This window comes from Allobosea sp. P4_E12 (assembly GCF_056401655.1).
Map to the genome: position 1 here is coordinate 32,267 of NZ_JBFUIY010000020.1, position 15,987 is coordinate 48,253.

The 15,987-nt window shown below is 66.3% G+C and carries 15 protein-coding genes; all 15 read right to left on the reverse strand.

From position 1 onward, the window contains the following. Positions 1 to 5 precede the first annotated feature (5 nt). The 15 genes from AC1DW9_RS23615 to xdhA all read right to left on the reverse strand — a co-directional run bounded on the left by AC1DW9_RS23615 (position 6) and on the right by xdhA (position 15,956). Positions 6 to 371 carry a PilZ domain-containing protein gene (locus AC1DW9_RS23615; protein ID WP_441489100.1) on the reverse strand — a complete coding sequence of 122 codons (366 nt, stop codon included), beginning with the start codon at positions 369 to 371 and terminating at the stop codon, positions 6 to 8. A 223-nt stretch (positions 372 to 594) separates the two neighbouring features. Continuing rightward, on the reverse strand, positions 595 to 930 hold the full coding sequence (locus AC1DW9_RS23620) for a hypothetical protein (RefSeq protein WP_441506646.1): 336 nt from the start codon (positions 928 to 930) through the stop codon (positions 595 to 597). Between the two features lie 105 nt (positions 931 to 1,035). Next, the gene (locus AC1DW9_RS23625; protein ID WP_441506645.1) at positions 1,036 to 1,494 is read right to left on the reverse strand and encodes a cupin domain-containing protein; all 459 of its coding nucleotides are present in this window, start codon (positions 1,492 to 1,494) and stop codon (positions 1,036 to 1,038) included. A gap of 14 nt (positions 1,495 to 1,508) precedes the next feature. After that, positions 1,509 to 2,207: an ABC transporter ATP-binding protein gene (locus AC1DW9_RS23630; RefSeq protein WP_441489102.1), complete on the reverse strand. Its 699-nt coding sequence runs from the start codon at positions 2,205 to 2,207 to the stop codon at positions 1,509 to 1,511. A 2-nt stretch (positions 2,208 to 2,209) separates the two neighbouring features. Next, positions 2,210 to 2,959: an ABC transporter ATP-binding protein gene (locus AC1DW9_RS23635; protein ID WP_441506644.1), complete on the reverse strand. Its 750-nt coding sequence runs from the start codon at positions 2,957 to 2,959 to the stop codon at positions 2,210 to 2,212. Then, on the reverse strand, positions 2,952 to 3,947 hold the full coding sequence (locus tag AC1DW9_RS23640) for a branched-chain amino acid ABC transporter permease (RefSeq protein ID WP_441489104.1): 996 nt from the start codon (positions 3,945 to 3,947) through the stop codon (positions 2,952 to 2,954). Before AC1DW9_RS23640 ends, AC1DW9_RS23635 begins: the two co-directional genes overlap by 8 nt. Further along, the gene (locus AC1DW9_RS23645) at positions 3,944 to 4,870 is read right to left on the reverse strand and encodes a branched-chain amino acid ABC transporter permease (RefSeq protein WP_069882119.1); all 927 of its coding nucleotides are present in this window, start codon (positions 4,868 to 4,870) and stop codon (positions 3,944 to 3,946) included. Before AC1DW9_RS23645 ends, AC1DW9_RS23640 begins: the two co-directional genes overlap by 4 nt. 351 nt (positions 4,871 to 5,221) lie before the next feature. Next, positions 5,222 to 6,391, reverse strand: a complete 1,170-nt coding sequence (locus AC1DW9_RS23650; RefSeq protein WP_113515589.1) for an ABC transporter substrate-binding protein — start codon at positions 6,389 to 6,391, stop codon at positions 5,222 to 5,224. 218 nt (positions 6,392 to 6,609) lie between these two features. Continuing rightward, entirely contained in the window at positions 6,610 to 7,680 is a 1,071-nt protein-coding gene (locus AC1DW9_RS23655; protein WP_441506668.1) for a BMP family ABC transporter substrate-binding protein, read from the reverse strand. 40 nt (positions 7,681 to 7,720) lie between these two features. Beyond that, complete coding sequence (locus AC1DW9_RS23660; protein WP_441506643.1) at positions 7,721 to 8,644, reverse strand: ABC transporter permease; 924 nt, start codon at positions 8,642 to 8,644, stop codon at positions 7,721 to 7,723. Then, positions 8,641 to 9,720 carry an ABC transporter permease gene (locus tag AC1DW9_RS23665; protein ID WP_441506642.1) on the reverse strand — a complete coding sequence of 360 codons (1,080 nt, stop codon included), beginning with the start codon at positions 9,718 to 9,720 and terminating at the stop codon, positions 8,641 to 8,643. Before AC1DW9_RS23665 ends, AC1DW9_RS23660 begins: the two co-directional genes overlap by 4 nt. After that, on the reverse strand, positions 9,713 to 11,278 hold the full coding sequence (locus AC1DW9_RS23670; protein ID WP_441506641.1) for an ABC transporter ATP-binding protein: 1,566 nt from the start codon (positions 11,276 to 11,278) through the stop codon (positions 9,713 to 9,715). Before AC1DW9_RS23670 ends, AC1DW9_RS23665 begins: the two co-directional genes overlap by 8 nt. Then, a complete protein-coding gene (xdhC, locus tag AC1DW9_RS23675) occupies positions 11,259 to 12,137 on the reverse strand; it encodes a xanthine dehydrogenase accessory protein XdhC (RefSeq protein WP_441506640.1) in 879 nt (292 codons plus the stop codon). The genes AC1DW9_RS23670 and xdhC overlap by 20 nt, the downstream gene beginning before the upstream one ends. Then, on the reverse strand, positions 12,134 to 14,485 hold the full coding sequence (xdhB, locus tag AC1DW9_RS23680) for a xanthine dehydrogenase molybdopterin binding subunit (RefSeq protein WP_441506639.1): 2,352 nt from the start codon (positions 14,483 to 14,485) through the stop codon (positions 12,134 to 12,136). Before xdhB ends, xdhC begins: the two co-directional genes overlap by 4 nt. Further along, the gene (gene xdhA / locus AC1DW9_RS23685; RefSeq protein ID WP_441506638.1) at positions 14,478 to 15,956 is read right to left on the reverse strand and encodes a xanthine dehydrogenase small subunit; all 1,479 of its coding nucleotides are present in this window, start codon (positions 15,954 to 15,956) and stop codon (positions 14,478 to 14,480) included. The genes xdhB and xdhA overlap by 8 nt, the downstream gene beginning before the upstream one ends. Positions 15,957 to 15,987: the final 31 nt, after the last annotated feature.

Consider the following 15,987-nt stretch of genomic DNA (forward strand, 5'->3'; position numbering starts at 1 on the left):
GGCGATCAGCCGGCTTCGGTCAGTTGCTGAATGCGCGCCTTCAGCTGCGCATTGCTCTGCTCGCATTGCTTCAAGCGCCGGGCGTGGTCGAGAGGCACGATTTCGGCGGTTGAGGCAGGCCGCCCGTCCAGGGCGATCCCGACGCGCTCGCCATCGCGCCACCGAAAGCGTGCGCCGTAGACGTGTCGCTTATGCTCGATCTCAAGCTCGAATGCTGCCGGCAAGGCAACGGCATCGGAGATGAGCACCATGGCGCCAACGTCCGAAAGGTTGCGCACCACGCAGTCGAGCGTGGATTGGCGGTTGTTGAAGACGATGCGCGCGCCCAGCAGGGTGCGCTGCCGTGGAACTTCACGGCGTTCGGTCGTCATGATGCCGCCCCCTCCAAACTTCCGCCGCAGGCATTCTGCCTACCGCTACGTAAGAGGGATAATTGCCACTTTAGCGCGAGTCGCGCAGCCTTAACCTTGCATTAACCTTAACGGCTGTTCAGCAGATTCCTCTGGGCACGGCTCGGCACGCGTTGTCCTTCCAGCACGCTGCATGTCGGATCGTGGCGGATGCTCGAACGCGGAGGGCAGGGGGCCGCGAAAATCAATCGTCGTCATCGTCGTCTTCGCGATAGCGGCGATATCCCCGGTAGCGCGGATAGTCGTCATCATCGTCAAGCCGACGGCGCCCGAAGCGATAGTCCTCGCCATAGGGGCCAAGCCGCCCACGCGGGCGGCTGCTCGGATAGCAGCCGCGATAGTCGCAGGTGCTTTCGGTGTAGACGCCGCTGCGCGGATTGATGCAGCGGAATTCATTGCAGCGCATCTGGGCCAGCGTGAGCGGCAGGCCCGTTTCGCCAGGCGCCGGGAGCGGCATCGCTGCCGCGTTGCCCGCCGCGAACGCGGCGAGCAAGCCAAGGGAAAGCGTCGCCTTCCTCATGTTTCATCCTCCATCATTGCTCGGCAGACTAGTGCCGGCAGATGAACGCAGGATGCACGGGCACGGGTTCCGCACGGGCCGGTTTCTTCCCCGCCGCGGGGTTTGTCACGCCCCGTCTGGAGGCGGCGGCAGGAAGTCGATCTCGTATTTGGCGGCGAGCGCGACGACCTCCGCGGGGTTCTGCTCCGGCATCGAATGGATCGCCCAGAACAGGTCGTAGAGCCGGCCGGTGGGGGCGACCCAGAACAGGCATTTGGCCGGGCTGTCGCTCTTGTTGAAGATGCCGTGCGGAACGTTGCGCGGCAGGCGGATCAGGTCGCCGGGCAAGGCATGCGCTTCCTCTCCGTCGAGAACGAGATCAAGCCGGCCTTCGAGCAGATAGATGAACTCATCCTGCGTCGGGTGGACATGCGGCGGCACGAAGGTCCCGGGCGGGAAGATCGCATGCCAGGAGAAACTATCCTCGCTCAGCGTCTTCGGGACATAGGTCTGGCCGAGAATATTCCATGAGATGGCATCGATGCCCTGATTGGCCCTCGTCACGCCGGCTGTCAGTGGCTTCATCGGTCTCTCCTTCTCTAAAGATGCAGGAAGCGATCCTTCACAGCACTGTCGCTGCGCAAGTCGTCGCTCGATCCGCGCCAGACGACGCGGCCCTTTTCCAGGACGATATGCCGGTCGGCGATCCTGGCCAGCGCATCGACATTCTTGTCGATGACCAGGATCGATTCGCCATCAGCCTTCAGCGCGGCAAGGCAGGACCAGATCTCCTGGCGGATGATCGGCGCCAGCCCTTCCGTCGCCTCGTCGAGAATGACCAGTTTGGGGTTGGTCATCAGGGCCCGGCCGATCGCCAGCATCTGCTGCTCGCCGCCGGAAAGCTGGTTGCCGCGATTGGTTCGCCTCTCCTTGAGGCGCGGCAGGAACGTGTAGATGCGCTCGACATCCCAGCGCGGCTTGCCGAAGCGGCTGGCTGCCGTGGCGATCAGATTTTCTTCCACGCTGAGCGTCGGAAAGATCTGGCGGCCTTCAGGCACCAGCCCGATTCCGGCCTGCGCGATCCGGAAGGGTGGAGCGCCGGTCAGGTCGCGGCCGGAGACGCTGATGCGGCCGGCCTTCGCCGGAATCAGGCCCATGATGGCGCGGATCGTCGTGGTCTTGCCCATGCCGTTGCGGCCGAGCAAGGTCACCACCTCGCCCTCGGCGATCGCGAGATCAACGCCGAACAGGATCTGCGCTTCGCCATAGCCGGCATCCAGAGCTTCGACGACGAGCATGCCTAGCCCTCCTCGCCGAGATAGGCTTCGCGCACGGTCGGGTCGGCACGGACGGCGGCCGGTTCACCAGAGGCGATGACCCGGCCATAGACCAGCACGCTGACCCTGTCCGCGAGCGCGAACACCGCCTCCATGTCGTGTTCGACCAGCAGCATGGCGTAGCGACCCTTGAGGCTCTTCAGCAGCGCGATCAGGCGTGCGCCTTCCTCGTGCCCGACACCGGCCAGCGGCTCGTCGAGCAGAATCGCGGCGGGCTCGAGGGTCAGTGCCATCGCAATCTCGAGCGCGCGTTTCTCGCCATGCGAGAGCCGGCCGGCCGGCACATGCGCGCGCTCGCCGAGACCGACCGCTTCGATTGCCGCCCAGGCGGGACCGTTCAGGCGCTCGTCGCGGGCGGCGTTGCAGAACAGCGCCAGCGGATGCGTCGCCCGCGCCTGCACGCTGAGAGCCACATTCTCCAGCACCGAGAGCGAAGCGATGGTCGAGGTGATCTGGAAGGTGCGCGCGAGCCCGGCGCGCGCGCGCTTCTCCGGCGATAGTCCGGTGATGTCGGCGCCGCGAAAGCGAATGCTGCCGGCATCCGGGCGCAGCATGCCGGAGATCTGGTGCACGAGCGTGGTCTTGCCGGCGCCGTTCGGGCCGATCAGGGCATGCAATTCGCCGGGAGCGACGGAGAAGCTGACACCATCGGTCACCTTCAGCGCACCGAAGGACTTGCGAACGCCATCGAGGGCGAGGACGGGCTCAGCCATCGCTGCGTCCCCGTATCCTTGCGAGGATGCCGACGATGCCGCCGCGTGTGAACAGCACGAAGAGAACGATGAGAGGCCCGAAGATCGCCTTCCAGTGTTCGGTGATCCCGGCGAGCACATCCTCGGCGAAGAGAAAGGCAAGCGCGCCGATGATCGCGCCATGCAGGGAGCCGACACCGCCGAGCACGACCATGAAGATCAGTTCGCCCGAGCGCTGCCAGGACATGAAGGCGGGGCTGACGAATTCCGTCTGGTTGGCGAGGAAGAAGCCGGACAGGCCCGCGATCATGCCGCTGATGACATAGGCGATCAGGCGCACGCGTCCGACATCGTAGCCGGTCACGGTCACGCGCGTCGCGTTCTCGCGCGCCGCGCGCAGCACGCGGCCGAAGCGGGAGGCGACGATGATGCGGACCAGCCCGTAGCAGCCGATGAGTGCGCCCAGCACGATGTAGAAGAAGCCGGTCCGGCTTGCCGCGATGTCGAGGCCGGCGATCGTGCTGCGGGCATAGAGCGTCAGGCCATCGTCGCCGCCATAGGCCGAGAGCGCCTGCGCCAGGAAGAACACCATTTGCCCGAAGGCCAGCGTGATCATGATGAAGGCGACGCCGCGCGTGCGCAGCGAGACCGCGCCCGTGACCGCCGCGAAGATGGCGCAGACGACGAGGAGCACGGGCAGGATCAGCAGGGTCTCGGTGCGACCCTCGGTGATCATGATGCCGGTCACATAGGCGCCGATGCCGATAAAGGCGGCATGCCCGAAGGAGACCAGCCCGCCGACACCGAGGATGAGGTCGAGCGACAGGGCCGCGATCGCGAAGATCATCGCCCGCGTCAGCAATGACAGCCAATGCGCTGGGACGCCGAGCGAGACGGCGACCGGGGCAAGCGCGAGCGCCGCGAAGAGCACCAGCGCCAGGACGGAGCGCGATCTTGGTCGGGATGGGATGGACCCGGCTGCGCCGGCGATGGTGGGCGCCGCGCTCATGTCCGGCCCTTGGCGGGCAACAGGCCTTCGGGACGCACGAACAGGACGATGGCCATCACCAGGTAGATCAGCATCGAGGAGAGAGCGGCTCCCGTCGCACGGGCCGAGGGGGCGCTCATGAACAGGCGCAGCAGGTCATTCATGAAGGAGCGCCCGAGCGTGTCGACCAGTCCGACGATCAGCGCACCGACGAAGGCGCCGCGGATCGAGCCGATGCCGCCAACGACGATGACGACGAAGGCGAGGATCAGCACCGTGTCGCCCATGCCGGGCTCGACCGAGAGGATCGGCGCCGCCATCGCGCCGGCAAATCCGGCCAGCATGGTTCCGAAGGCGAAGACGACCATGAAGAGCTTGCGGATATCGACACCGAGTGCCGAAACCATTGGCGCGTTCGAGGCCCCGGCCCGCAACAGCATGCCGGTACGCGTCCGCTCGACGATGAACCAGAGCAATCCGCCGACCGCGAGCCCGGCGCCGATCAGGGCGAAGCGATAGGTCGGATAGAGAATGCCGTCCATCAAGCGCACAGAGCCCGAGAGGAATTCCGGGACCGGGACGGAGAGAGGCGCCGCACCCCAGACGATCTTGACGCCCTGGTTCAGGAGCAGGATGAGCCCGAAGGTCGCGAGAACCTGGTCGAGATGGTCGCGTTCATAGAGATGGCGGAAGACCAGGAATTCGAGGGCTAGCCCGATGACGAGCGCAGCCGCCAGGGCGAGCAGCAGCCCCAGCACGAAGCTTCCGGTCAGCCCGACGAAGGTCACGGCGAGATAGGCCCCCAGCATGTACTGCACGCCATGGGCCAGGTTGATGAAATCCATGACGCCGAAGACCAGCGTCAGCCCCGCTGCCACCAGGAACAGCAGGATGCCGAGCTGCAACCCGTTCAGGATCTGGACGATGAGGAGACTGGTGGTCATCAGCTCGATATTCGTTGGCCGGCGCGGGGCGCCCCTTGATCACGCTGCGTTTGGACAAAGTCGTCCAACGCAGAAAACGCGATCGATTCTCATAATTTAGAGCATGCCGAATGCGAAAACCGTCGCAACTTTTCGCAGCATGCTAGGCGGGCGCAGCGAGACGCAAGTCAGGCACGGGCGGGCGTCCGTCCCCGGAAAGGGCAGGGGCGGCGGCGAGGGTGAGGATGTCGCCAAGGGGAGCTGATGTCCTGCTCCGATGACAGGCGGCTGCTCTCCGGCACCCTGCCATCATCCAAGCTCTTCTCTCCTCCCAGAGAGACGAAGGGACATGAGCTCCCCCGGGCAGTCTCCTCACTTCAGCGCGCAATCCTTCGCATGCGGGTCGGCATAGTCCGAGAACACCTTCTGCGCGATCTCGGTCTGGAACTTGCCGTCGGCGCGCTTGGCGACCTTGACCAGATAGAAGTCCTGGATCGGGTAGCCATTGCTGTTGAACTTGAAGTTGCCGCGCAGCGACTTGAAGTCGGCCTTCCGGATCGCGGCCCGCAGCTTGTCCTTGTCGGCCGTGCCGCCGGCACCCTTGACCGCCGAGTCGATCAGCAAGGCGGCATCATAAGCCTGCATGGCGTAGGAGCCGGGGACGATCTTGTAGGCAGCCTCGTAATCCGCGACGAACTTCTTGTTCTGCGGATTGTCCATATTGGGCGCCCAGGTCATGCCGCCGAAGAGGCCGACCGCAGCGTCCTGCTGTGCCGGCAGGGTCGATTCATCGACCGTGAAGGCGGAGAGGAACGGGATCTTGCCCTGCAGGCCGGCCTGCGACCACTGCTTGACCAGATTGACGCCGAGACCGCCCGGCATGAAGGCGAAGACGACGTCGGGCTTGGCCGAGGCGATCTTGGCGAGCTCCGCCGAGAAATCGAGCTGGTTCAGCGGGACATAGACCTCGTCGACCACCTCGCCCTTGAAGTAGTTCTTGAAGCCGGCGAGCGAGTCCTTACCCGCCTGGTAGTTCGGCGCCATGATGTAGGCGCGCTTGAAGCCCTGGTCCTGAGCGTATTTGCCGAGCACCTCGTGGACCTGGTCGTTCTGGTACGAGGTCACGAAGAAGTTCTGGTGGCAGGCCTTGCCTGCAAGCGTCGAAGGGCCGGCATTCGGGCTGATCAGCACCGCGCCGGAGTCCAGGACTGGCTTGGCGATGGCGCCCAGAATGTTCGAGAAGACCGGTCCGACGACGAAATCGACCTTGCCGCCCTCGACGAAGCCGCGAACCTTGCCGACCGCGACATCGGGCTTGAGCTCGTCATCGATCACCGTGATCTGCACCGGCCGTCCGCCGAGCTTGCCGCCCATCTGGTCGACTGCGAGCTGGAAGCCGTCGCGCAATTGCTGGCCAAGGGCTGCCTGCGGGCCGGAAAGAACGCTGACGACGCCGATCTTGATCGGCTCCTGGGCCTGTGCGCCGGCAACTCCCAGCGCGACGAGCGCCGTGCCGATAGACAATGCGAGTTTGAGCTTCATGTCCGATGTCCTCCCGGGACCTGCAAGGAGCCTACTGGCCGGCGGAGATCCCCATCCCCTTCCGGCTCGTATGGTCCTCATTTTGTTTCAAGCTTAAAATATCTGCAAGAGGCTTTGATGCTGAATCGTTCGGGGCGTCATGCCGCCTCCGTCATTCCCGTCAGCCGAAGTCTCGATCCGGCTGCCGGGGTGACGTTAGGATAAGTTGGCCTGCGCGCTCAGGCCTGCACGCCGTCGACATACCAGTCCATCTTCGACAGCATCTCGTCGGGGGCGGTCTCGCCGGCCTTGAGGCGCAGCACGCCCTTCTGGTCCTTGAGCTCGCCGGTGAAGGGGTGGAGCGTGCCGGCAACGATGCCCTTCTGGACTTCTTCCGCGCCTGCGCGTGCGGCTGGCGTCATCGCGGGATTGAACGGGGCGAGCTTGACGAAGCCGTCCTTGATCCCGCCCCAGACGTCGCCCGACTTCCAGCTGCCGTCCATGACGTCCTTGACGCGCTTGATGTAGTAGCCCGACCAGTCGTCGACGATCGCCGAGAGATGCGCCTTGGGCGCGAAGGCGCTCATGTCGGACGCCTGGCCGAAGGCGAAGACGCCGCGCTGCTCGGCCGCCTGCAGGGCGGCGGGGCTGTCGGTATGCTGGGTGATCACATCGGCGCCCTGGTCGATCAGCGCCTTGGCGGCGTCGGCTTCCTTGGCCGGGTCGTACCAGGTCGAGGCCCAGATGACCTTGGTCTTGAAGTTCGGGTTGACCTTGCGGGCGGCGAGCGTGAAGGCGTTGATGCCCATCACGACCTCCGGAATCGGGAAGGAGGCGATGTAGCCGGCCTGGCCGCTCTTCGACATGTGGCCCGCGATCGTGCCGATCACGGCGCGGCCCTCGTAGAAGCGGGCATTGTAGGTCGCGACGTTCTCGGCGCGCTGATAGCCGGTGGCGTGCTCGAATTTCAGCTTCGGGAACTGCTTTGCGACCTGGATGGTCGGGTTCATGAAACCGAAGGAGGTCGCGAAGATCAGCTGGTTGCCGGCCTGCGCCAGCTGGCGCAGCGCGCGCGCCGCATCCGGCCCCTCAGCGACGTTCTCGATGAAGCTGGTCTTGATCTTGTCGCCATACTGCTTCTCGAGCGCCTTGCGGCCCTGATCATGCGTCCAGCTCCAGCCGTGATCGCCGATCGGACCGACATAGATGAAGCCGACACCCAGTGGCGCCTGCGCAAAGGCGCTGCGGCCGAGCAGGGGCAGGGCGGACGCCGCGGCGCCGCCGGCAACGAGCGTGCGGCGGGTGATCATGGATGACATGGTTGTTCTCCCCACGGGGTTGGCGGCGCCGTCAGGACGCCGAGAAGGGTTTGCCGAGACATGCGGGCGCGTCGAGCCGGCCCGTCTTGCGACCGAGCGACATCATCGTCAGAACCAGGATTGTCGCAAGATAGGGGGCCATCGCCAGCACCTCCGGCGCGAGCCAGGTGATGCCGGCAGCCTTGGCCTGAAGCTCGAAGGTCATCACCGCGCCGAAGAGATAGGCCCCGAGCAGGAGCCGGCCGGGTTTCCAGGCGGAGAAGACGACGAGCGCGAGCGCGATCCAGCCGCGCCCGGCGGTGAGGCGGTCAGCCCACATCGGCGTCAGCGCCAGCGAGAAATAGGCGCCGCCGAGGCCCGCCAGCGCGCCGCCGAAGGCGATCGCCGCATAGCGGATGCCAATGACGGGATAGCCGATGGCATGGGCCGAGGCGTCATTCTCGCCGACCGCCCGCAGGATCAATCCGGCGCGCGTCCTGCGCAGGAAGAGGCTCACGCCGAGAACCAGGGCAAGCGAGAGATAGACGATGATGTCGTGCCCGAAGAGCGCACGCAGCCAGGGATGGCTGGAAAGCGCTTCGGGAAACAGGGGCCCCAGACGATCGATCGTGCGGCCGACAAAGCCGGCGCCGATCAGCGAGGAGGCGCCGACGCCGAAAATCGTCAGCGCCAGGCCCGTCGCGACCTGGTTCGCGGTCAGGCTGAGCGTCAGCACGGCGAAGATCATCCCGGTTGCGATGCCGGCGATAACGGAGGCAATGAGGCCGAGCGCAACGCTGCCGGTGCTGAAGGCGACCGCGAAACCGGCGACGGCCCCGGTGAGCATCATGCCCTCGACACCGAGATTGAGCACGCCCGACTTCTCGACGACGAGCTCGCCGAGCGCCGCGAGCAGGATCGGTGTCGACGCTGCGACGAGCGTCATGATGATCGAGACCAGGATGACGCTGTTCATCGCGGCACCACTTTCGCCGGCCTCGCCCGGAAGGCGATGCGATAACGGACCAGCACATCGGTCGCGAGCAGGAAGAACAGCAGCATCGCCTGGAACATGCCGGTCGCGGCCTGGGGCAGACGCACGGTCGTCTGGGCGATCTCGCCGCCGACATAGGTTGCCGCCAGAACGACGCCGCCGAGCACGATGCCCAGCGGGTGCAGGCGGCCGAGGAAGGCGACGATGATGGCGGTGAACCCGTAGCCGACCGGGAACTGCGGGGTAAGCTGGCTGAACGGGCCTGCAGCCTCGAAGATGCCGGCAAGACCCGCAAGGCCGCCGCCGATCAGCAACGTCACCCAGGTCGTCCGTTCGGCGCTGAAGCCGCCGTGACGCGCCGCAGCCGGTGCGAGCCCGACAACCTTCACCGCATAGCCCGCGGTCGTCTTCTCCAACACCAGCCAGGCAATGACGGCAATGACGAGTGCGAGCGGAATGCCGAGATGGACGAGCGTCTCGGGGATGACGACCGGCAGCGTCTGATCGGCCGTGAACATCCGCGTCTGCGGGAAGTTGAAGCCGTCCGGATCCTTCCACGGGCCGCGCACGAGATAATACAGCACCTGCACCGCGACATAGGTCAGCATCAGGCTGGTCAGGATTTCGCTGACCTGAAGCCTGACGCGCAGCAGCGCCGGGACCGCAGCCCAGGCCATGCCGCCGAGGATGCCGGCTAGAGCCATGGCCGGCAGGATCCACCAGCCGCTCATCTCATAGGTGGCGAGGGCAACGCCGGTGCCGGCGATGGCGCCCATGATGTACTGGCCCTCGGCGCCGATATTCCAGACATTGGCGCGAAAACCGATGGCGAGGCCGAGCGCGATCATCACCAGCGGCGCCGCCTTGACGCCGAGATCCGGCCAGCGATGCGGCTCGAGGAAGGATACGAGAAAGAAGTCGAAGACCGCGGTCAGCCCGTCATAACCCATCGCCGTGAAGACCAACGCGCCGGTCGCCATGGTGAGCGCGATCGCGATCAGCGGGCTCAGATAGAGCATCGCCCGGCTTGGTTCGCGGCGGCGGCGCCATTCAAGCATGAAGCGGCGCTCCTTCGGGCTGGGCTGCGCCGTGAATGCCGCCCATCATCAGGCCGATCTCGTCGATCGCGAGCTCCGCGACCGGGCGGGGCGGCGAGAGCCGGCCCTCGTTGATGACGCTGAGCCGGTCTGCCAGCTCGAGCAGTTCATCGAGGTCCTGCGAGATCACCACGACCGCAGAGCCCTTCGCCGCCAGATCGACCAGCGCCTGCCGGATCGCCGCTGCGGCGCCCGCATCGACCCCCCAGGTCGGCTGCGAGACCACGAGGACACCTGGTTCCTGGCCGATCTCGCGGCCCATGATGAATTTCTGCAGATTGCCGCCGGACAATGAGCGGGCCGGAGAGCCTGGACCGGTGGTGCGCACATCGAACCGGCCGATGACGGCCTGGGCGAAGCGCCGAACCGCTCCGAGGCGGATAAAGCCGCGAGGTGCCAGTGGCAGCCGGTAGCGCGCCGTCAGGATGGCATTCTCGGCCAGCGAGAAATCCGGCACGGCGGCGTGTCCGTTGCGCTCCTCCGGAACGCAGGCGAGGCCGGCGCTGCGCCTCTCGCCCGCTCCCTCGCTGCCGACGGGCTTGCCGTCGAGCATGATGGCGTTCGGCACCGCACTGAGGCGCTCGCCGGACAGCGCGCCGAGCAGCTCGGCCTGGCCATTGCCGGCGACGCCGGCGATGCCGAGGATCTCGCCGGCCCGTGCCTCGAAACTGATGTCGCGCAAGCTCGTGCCGAAAGGCGGTTCGCCGGGCAGGGAGAGACCAGACACGATCAGTCGGCGCTTGCCGATCCTGCCGGAATGGGCGTTCTCGATCTGCCGCAATTCGGCGCCGATCATCAGCTCGGCCATGCGCCGTGTCGTCTCCTGCCGCGGGTCGCAGGTCGCGACGACCCGGCCGGCGCGCAGGATCGTGGCGGTGTCGCACAAGGCTTTGATCTCGTGCAGCTTGTGGCTGATGTAGAGGATCGAGCAGCCTTCGGACGCGATCTGCCGCAAGGTCTCGAACAGACGCTCGACCTCCTGCGGTGTCAGGACCGAAGTCGGCTCATCCATGATCAGGAGCTTCGGCTTCTGCAGCAGGCAGCGGACGATCTCGATGCGCTGCCGTTCGCCGACCGAGAGCGTATGGACCTCGCGCTCGGGATCGAGCGGCAGCGAATAGCTCTGCAGAACCTTGGCGACGCGGGTCTTCAGCTCCTCGCGATCCACGGCCTCGTCGAGGCCGAGCGCGATGTTCTCGATCACGGTCATCGCGTCGAACAGCGAGAAATGCTGGAAGACCATGCCGATGCCGAGCCGCCGCGCCGCCTTGGGCGAGGGGACCGAAACAGGCCGGCCATCCCAGGAGATGCTGCCCGAATCGGCCTGCTGAACGCCGTAGATGACCTTGACCAGCGTCGACTTGCCCGCTCCGTTCTCGCCGAGCAGGGCGTGGATCTCGCCGGGCTTCACGCTGAAGCTGATGTCGTCATTGGCTTTCACGCCGGGAAAGCTCTTGGAGATGCCCGACAGCACGAGCCGGGGCGGCGTATCCGTCCTGTCATGCGGCGACGCCGTCATCTCCTGCCCTTCTCCCCGGACCCTGTCGGCCCTGCGCCACGCTTTGCCCGGAAGCCTGTTGCTTGGCAAGCAAGCTCCGCACCAGTTCGGCTGCCGTCAAGGCGGCGATGACCTCAGGGCGCTTGTCGTCCACATCATCCCCGCCGATCGGGCAGGTCAGGCGCGCCAGGGCATCGCTTGCAGGGTGCCGGCGGCGGAAGCTGGCAGCGAAGCGAGCGCGCTTCGTCGCCGAGCCTATCATGCCGACATAGGCGGCATCCCCGCGCAGGAGCGCAGCCTCGGTCAGCCGGTAGTCGAGCGCATGGCTGTGCGAAAGGATCACGAAGGCGGTGCCGGGCTGGGCCGATGTGATCGCCTCGACCGGGTCGTCCAGTCGTAGCGGTGCGACACCAACGGGAAGATCGTGCATCTGGGCTTCGCGGTCGTCGATCAGAATGACCGTCAGCGGCAGGCGCATGAGGGCCTCGGCAAGCGCGCGCCCGGTATGGCCGGCGCCGAGGATGAGGACGGCAGGCTGCGCTGCGCACCTTGCCGCTTCGGCGGCCTGGAGAGTCGCGAGATGGCACGGCCTGGCCCGCTCCAGCACGACACCGACCCGGCCGCCGCAGCACTGGCCCATTTGCGGCCCAAGCGGAATATCGAGGCGTCGCGAGGTCTCGCCGCTCGCCAGCATCTCAAGGGCGATGTCGGCGCAGTGGAATTCGAGCTGGCCGCCGCCGATCGTCCCGGAATTGCCCTCGGCGGTGACGACCATCGTCGCGCCGGTTTCGCGTGGGGTCGATCCTTCGGCGCGCTCGATGCTGACAAGGATGGCGCCTTGCTCGAGATGGGCTTCGAGGAAAGTCGCCAGCCCGGTCATGGCGCCGCGCCCCGTACCTGTTCCCGCATGCGGTCGACCGCATCGAGTACACGCTCCGGCGTCGCCGGCGCGTCGAGACGGGGACAGAAGCGATGATTGCCGACGCTCGCGACCGCGTCCGACAAGGCGTGGAGCACGCTGATCGCCAGCATCAGCGGCGGCTCCCCGACCGCCTTGGAACGGTGGATCGTCGGCTCGCGATTGGGGGCGTTCTCGAGCAGGTCGACATTGAAGATCCGCGGCCGGTCGGAGGCGACGGGGATCTTGTAGGTCGAGGGCGCATGGGTCTTGAGCCGGCCGTTGTCGTCCCACCAGAGTTCCTCGGTGGTGAGCCAGCCCATGCCCTGCACGAAGCCGCCCTCGATCTGGCCCTTGTCGATCGCCGGGTTCAGCGAGGTGCCGCAATCATGCAGGATGTCGACCCGCTCGACCTTGTATTCGCCGGTGAGCGTGTCGATCGCGACTTCGGCCGCAGCCGCGCCATAGGCGAAATAATAGAACGGGTGGCCACGCCCGGCCTTGCGATCCCAATGGATCTTCGGCGTCGCGTAGAAGCCGGTCGCCGAGAGCTGGACGCGGGCCATGTAGGCTGCCGCGACGAATTCGGCGAAACTCATCTCCTGCGTGCCGATCCTGATCCGGCCCGGCAGGAAGGCAATCTCCTCGGCTGAAACCTCCCAGCGCTTCGACGCGAAGGCGATGAGCCGCGCCTTGATCGTCTCGCAGGCATCGAGCGCGGCCATGCCGTTGAGATCGGAGCCGGAGGAGGCGGCTGTCGCCGAGGTGTTCGGCACCTTTCCGGTGGTCGTCGCGGTGATCTTGATCCGGTCGAGGCCGATCCCGAAAGCCTGCGCCACGACCTGCGCCACCTTCACATAGAGGCCCTGGCCCATCTCGGTACCGCCATGGTTCAGCGCCACCGTGCCGTCCGTGTAGACATGCACCAGGGCGCCTGCCTGATTGTACCAGGTCGCGGTGAAGGAGATGCCGAACTTGACCGGGGTCAGCGCGATGCCACGCTTGATGACCGGGCTCTTGCGGTTGGCCTCACGGATCCCCGCCTGGCGCGCGCGGTAATCGCAACGCCGTTCAAGTTCGGCGATCACGTCGCCGGCGATATTGTCCTCGACCTGCTGGTGATAGGGCGTGATGTCGCGACCGACCGCGCCATAGAGATTGCGCCTGCGGATCTCGAGCGGGTCGAGCCCGGTCGCGAAAGCAACCTCCTCGATGAAGCGTTCCGCTCCGACCATGCCCTGGGGGCCGCCGAAGCCGCGAAAGGCCGTGTTCGAAACGGTGTTGGTCCGCAGGGGCTGCGAACGTCCGCGCACCGCCGGGTAGAAATAGCAATTGTCCATGTGGAACAGCGCGCGGTCGGTGACCGGGCCCGAGAGATCGGCGTTCCAGCCGCAGCGCGCCGCATAGACCGCGTCCACCGCGTGAATATGCCCCTCGTCATCGAAGCCGATCTCGTAATCGACCACGAAATCATGGCGTTTGCCGGTGATGACCATGTCGTCGTCGCGGTCGGGCCGGAGCTTTACCGGGCGCTTCAGCTTGCGGGCAGCGAGCGCGGCGACGCAGGCGAAGAGATTGGCCTGCGTCTCCTTGCCGCCAAAGCCGCCGCCCATGCGCCGGACCTCGATGGTGACGGCGTGGGAGCCGACGGCGAGCACCTGCGCGACCATGTGCTGGACTTCGCTCGGATGCTGCGTCGAGGACAGCACCAGCATGTCTTCGTCCTCGCCGGGGATGGCGAGCGCGATCTGGCTCTCCAGATAGAAATGATCCTGCCCGCCGATCTCCATCGACCCCTTGAGCCGGCGCGGGCTGGCAGCAAGCGCTTCCGCGACATCGCCGCGCTCCAGCTTCAGCGGGTCGGTGACAAGCTCGCCGCCGGCCGCGCGGGCCGCTGCGACATCCAGCAGCGGAGCGGCTTCCTCATAGGCCGCCTTGGCCAGCGCGGCGGCGCGGCGCGCCAGATCCCGGGTTTCCGCGATAACCGCGAAAAGCGGTTGGCCGTGATGCAGGATATTCTGCGTCGTGAAGACAGGCTCGTCATGTCGATGCGTCGAGCTGATGTCGTTCGCGCCCGGAATATCCTCGGCCGTCAACACGGTGAGAACGCCGGGGGCCGTGCGCACGGCCGCGAGGTCGAGCGATATCAGCCGCCCATGCGCGACCTGGGAAAGGCCGAGATAGGCATGCGCAAGGCCGGCCGGCTCGGCGATATCGTCGATATAGAGGGCTTCACCCGCGACATGCTTGGCGGCGGAATCATGATTGCTGGTCCGGCCGAGCGGCCCGGCCACGACCTCGGTCTCAAGCCGTTTGCGCGCGTCAGCCATGGGCAGCCTCCGCAAGCAGGCCCGCGACGCGCGTGTCGACGTCAAGCGCCGTCGTTTCGATCAGGAACCGGCGCAGGAGATTGCCGGCCACCTTCAGCCGGTACGCCGCCGGGGCGCGCATGTCGGTCAGCGGTGTGAAATCCCGGGGCAGGGCGGCGATGGCGGCAGCGACCGCAGCCTCGTCCCAATCCCTCCCGAGCAGCGCGGCTTCCGCGGCGGCGGCCCGTTTCGGGATACCGGCCATGCCGCCATAGGCGAGCCGTGCCTCGCTCACCCGATTGGCTTCGTCGAGATGCAGCAGGAAGGCGCCGCACACCGCCGAGATATCCTCGTCGAAGCGCTTTGAGATCTTCGAAATGTGGAACAGAGCGTCATTCTGCAGTTTCGGCACCAGCACGGCCTCGACGAATTCGCCTGGCTTCCGGTCCTGGCTGCGATAGTCGAGGAAGAAGGCTTCCAGCGGCAGCGCGCGTCGCTCGCTGCCGCGCCGCAGCAGCAGCGTTGCACCAAGCGCAATCAACGCAGGCGGTAGATCGCCGATCGGTGAGCCATTGGCGATATTGCCGCCGATCGTCCCGGCATTGCGCACCTGCTCGCCGCCGAAGCGGCGCATCAGCTCGTCGAGCTGCGGCGAGAGCACCGCGAGTGCCGTGCGGACATCGATATGGTTCGCCATGGCGCCGATGCGCAGATGATCGCCCTCGTCGCTGATTGGACGCAGGTCCTCGACGCGGCCGAGATGGATGATGGTTTGCGGCTGCTGCATCCCCTTGGTGATCCAGAGACCGACATCGGTCGCGCCGGCGACGAGAACGGCCTCGGGATGGGAGATGACGAGATCGGCGAGGGCATCGGCCGTCGCCGGCGACAGGAAGCGTCGCGTGCCATGGGCGAGTGTCAGCGTCTCCTGATCCGCGAAAGCGTGCAGCCGGGCGGCGATGCCGGGCACCGAAAGCGCGAAGCGATCCTGCGTCCGGTCGGCGTGTTCGTAGAGGCGACGGGCCGCGGTAATGATCGGCTCGTAGCCGGTACAGCGGCAGAGATTGCCCGCGAGCGCGTCCTCGATTCGCCCCAGCTCCGGCGCCGGCTCGTTCAGCCAGAGCGCAAGGAGCGACATCACGAAGCCCGGCGTGCAGAAGCCGCATTGCGAGCCGTGGCAATCGACCATCGCCTGCTGCACCGGGTGCAGACGGCCGTCCGCGCCCTTCAGGTGCTCGATGGTGAGCAGATGGCAGCCATCGAGCGTCGGCAGGAAGCGGATGCAGGCGTTGATCGCCTCATAGCGCAATCGGCCGCCGTCGAGTCGTCCGACGACGACGGTGCAGGCTCCGCAATCGCCTTCGGCGCAGCCTTCCTTCGTGCCGGTCCGGCGGCGCTCGAGGCGCAGCCAGTCGAGCAGCGTCTGGGTCGGATCGCTGGACGCGATCTCGACCAGCTCATCGCCGTAGAGGAAGCGCACTATCTCACGCATGGCGGCCCGGCCGCTCACAGATCCAAATCAT

Bases quoted from the DNA above. Each gene is read 5' to 3' on its own strand.
- AC1DW9_RS23670 (WP_441506641.1), bottom strand. From the start codon at position 11,278: ATGACGGCGTCGCCGCATGACAGGACGGATACGCCGCCCCGGCTCGTG.
- AC1DW9_RS23615 (WP_441489100.1), bottom strand. From the start codon at position 371: ATGACGACCGAACGCCGTGAAGTTCCACGGCAGCGCACCCTGCTGGGC.
- xdhB (WP_441506639.1), bottom strand. From the start codon at position 14,485: ATGGCTGACGCGCGCAAACGGCTTGAGACCGAGGTCGTGGCCGGGCCG.
- AC1DW9_RS23620 (WP_441506646.1), bottom strand. From the start codon at position 930: ATGAGGAAGGCGACGCTTTCCCTTGGCTTGCTCGCCGCGTTCGCGGCG.
- xdhA (WP_441506638.1), bottom strand. From the start codon at position 15,956: ATGCGTGAGATAGTGCGCTTCCTCTACGGCGATGAGCTGGTCGAGATC.
- AC1DW9_RS23630 (WP_441489102.1), bottom strand. From the start codon at position 2,207: ATGCTCGTCGTCGAAGCTCTGGATGCCGGCTATGGCGAAGCGCAGATC.
- AC1DW9_RS23665 (WP_441506642.1), bottom strand. From the start codon at position 9,720: ATGCTTGAATGGCGCCGCCGCCGCGAACCAAGCCGGGCGATGCTCTAT.
- AC1DW9_RS23635 (WP_441506644.1), bottom strand. From the start codon at position 2,959: ATGGCTGAGCCCGTCCTCGCCCTCGATGGCGTTCGCAAGTCCTTCGGT.
- AC1DW9_RS23645 (WP_069882119.1), bottom strand. From the start codon at position 4,870: ATGACCACCAGTCTCCTCATCGTCCAGATCCTGAACGGGTTGCAGCTC.
- xdhC (WP_441506640.1), bottom strand. From the start codon at position 12,137: ATGACCGGGCTGGCGACTTTCCTCGAAGCCCATCTCGAGCAAGGCGCC.
- AC1DW9_RS23640 (WP_441489104.1), bottom strand. From the start codon at position 3,947: ATGAGCGCGGCGCCCACCATCGCCGGCGCAGCCGGGTCCATCCCATCC.
- AC1DW9_RS23655 (WP_441506668.1), bottom strand. From the start codon at position 7,680: ATGATCACCCGCCGCACGCTCGTTGCCGGCGGCGCCGCGGCGTCCGCC.
- AC1DW9_RS23625 (WP_441506645.1), bottom strand. From the start codon at position 1,494: ATGAAGCCACTGACAGCCGGCGTGACGAGGGCCAATCAGGGCATCGAT.
- AC1DW9_RS23650 (WP_113515589.1), bottom strand. From the start codon at position 6,391: ATGAAGCTCAAACTCGCATTGTCTATCGGCACGGCGCTCGTCGCGCTG.
- AC1DW9_RS23660 (WP_441506643.1), bottom strand. From the start codon at position 8,644: ATGAACAGCGTCATCCTGGTCTCGATCATCATGACGCTCGTCGCAGCG.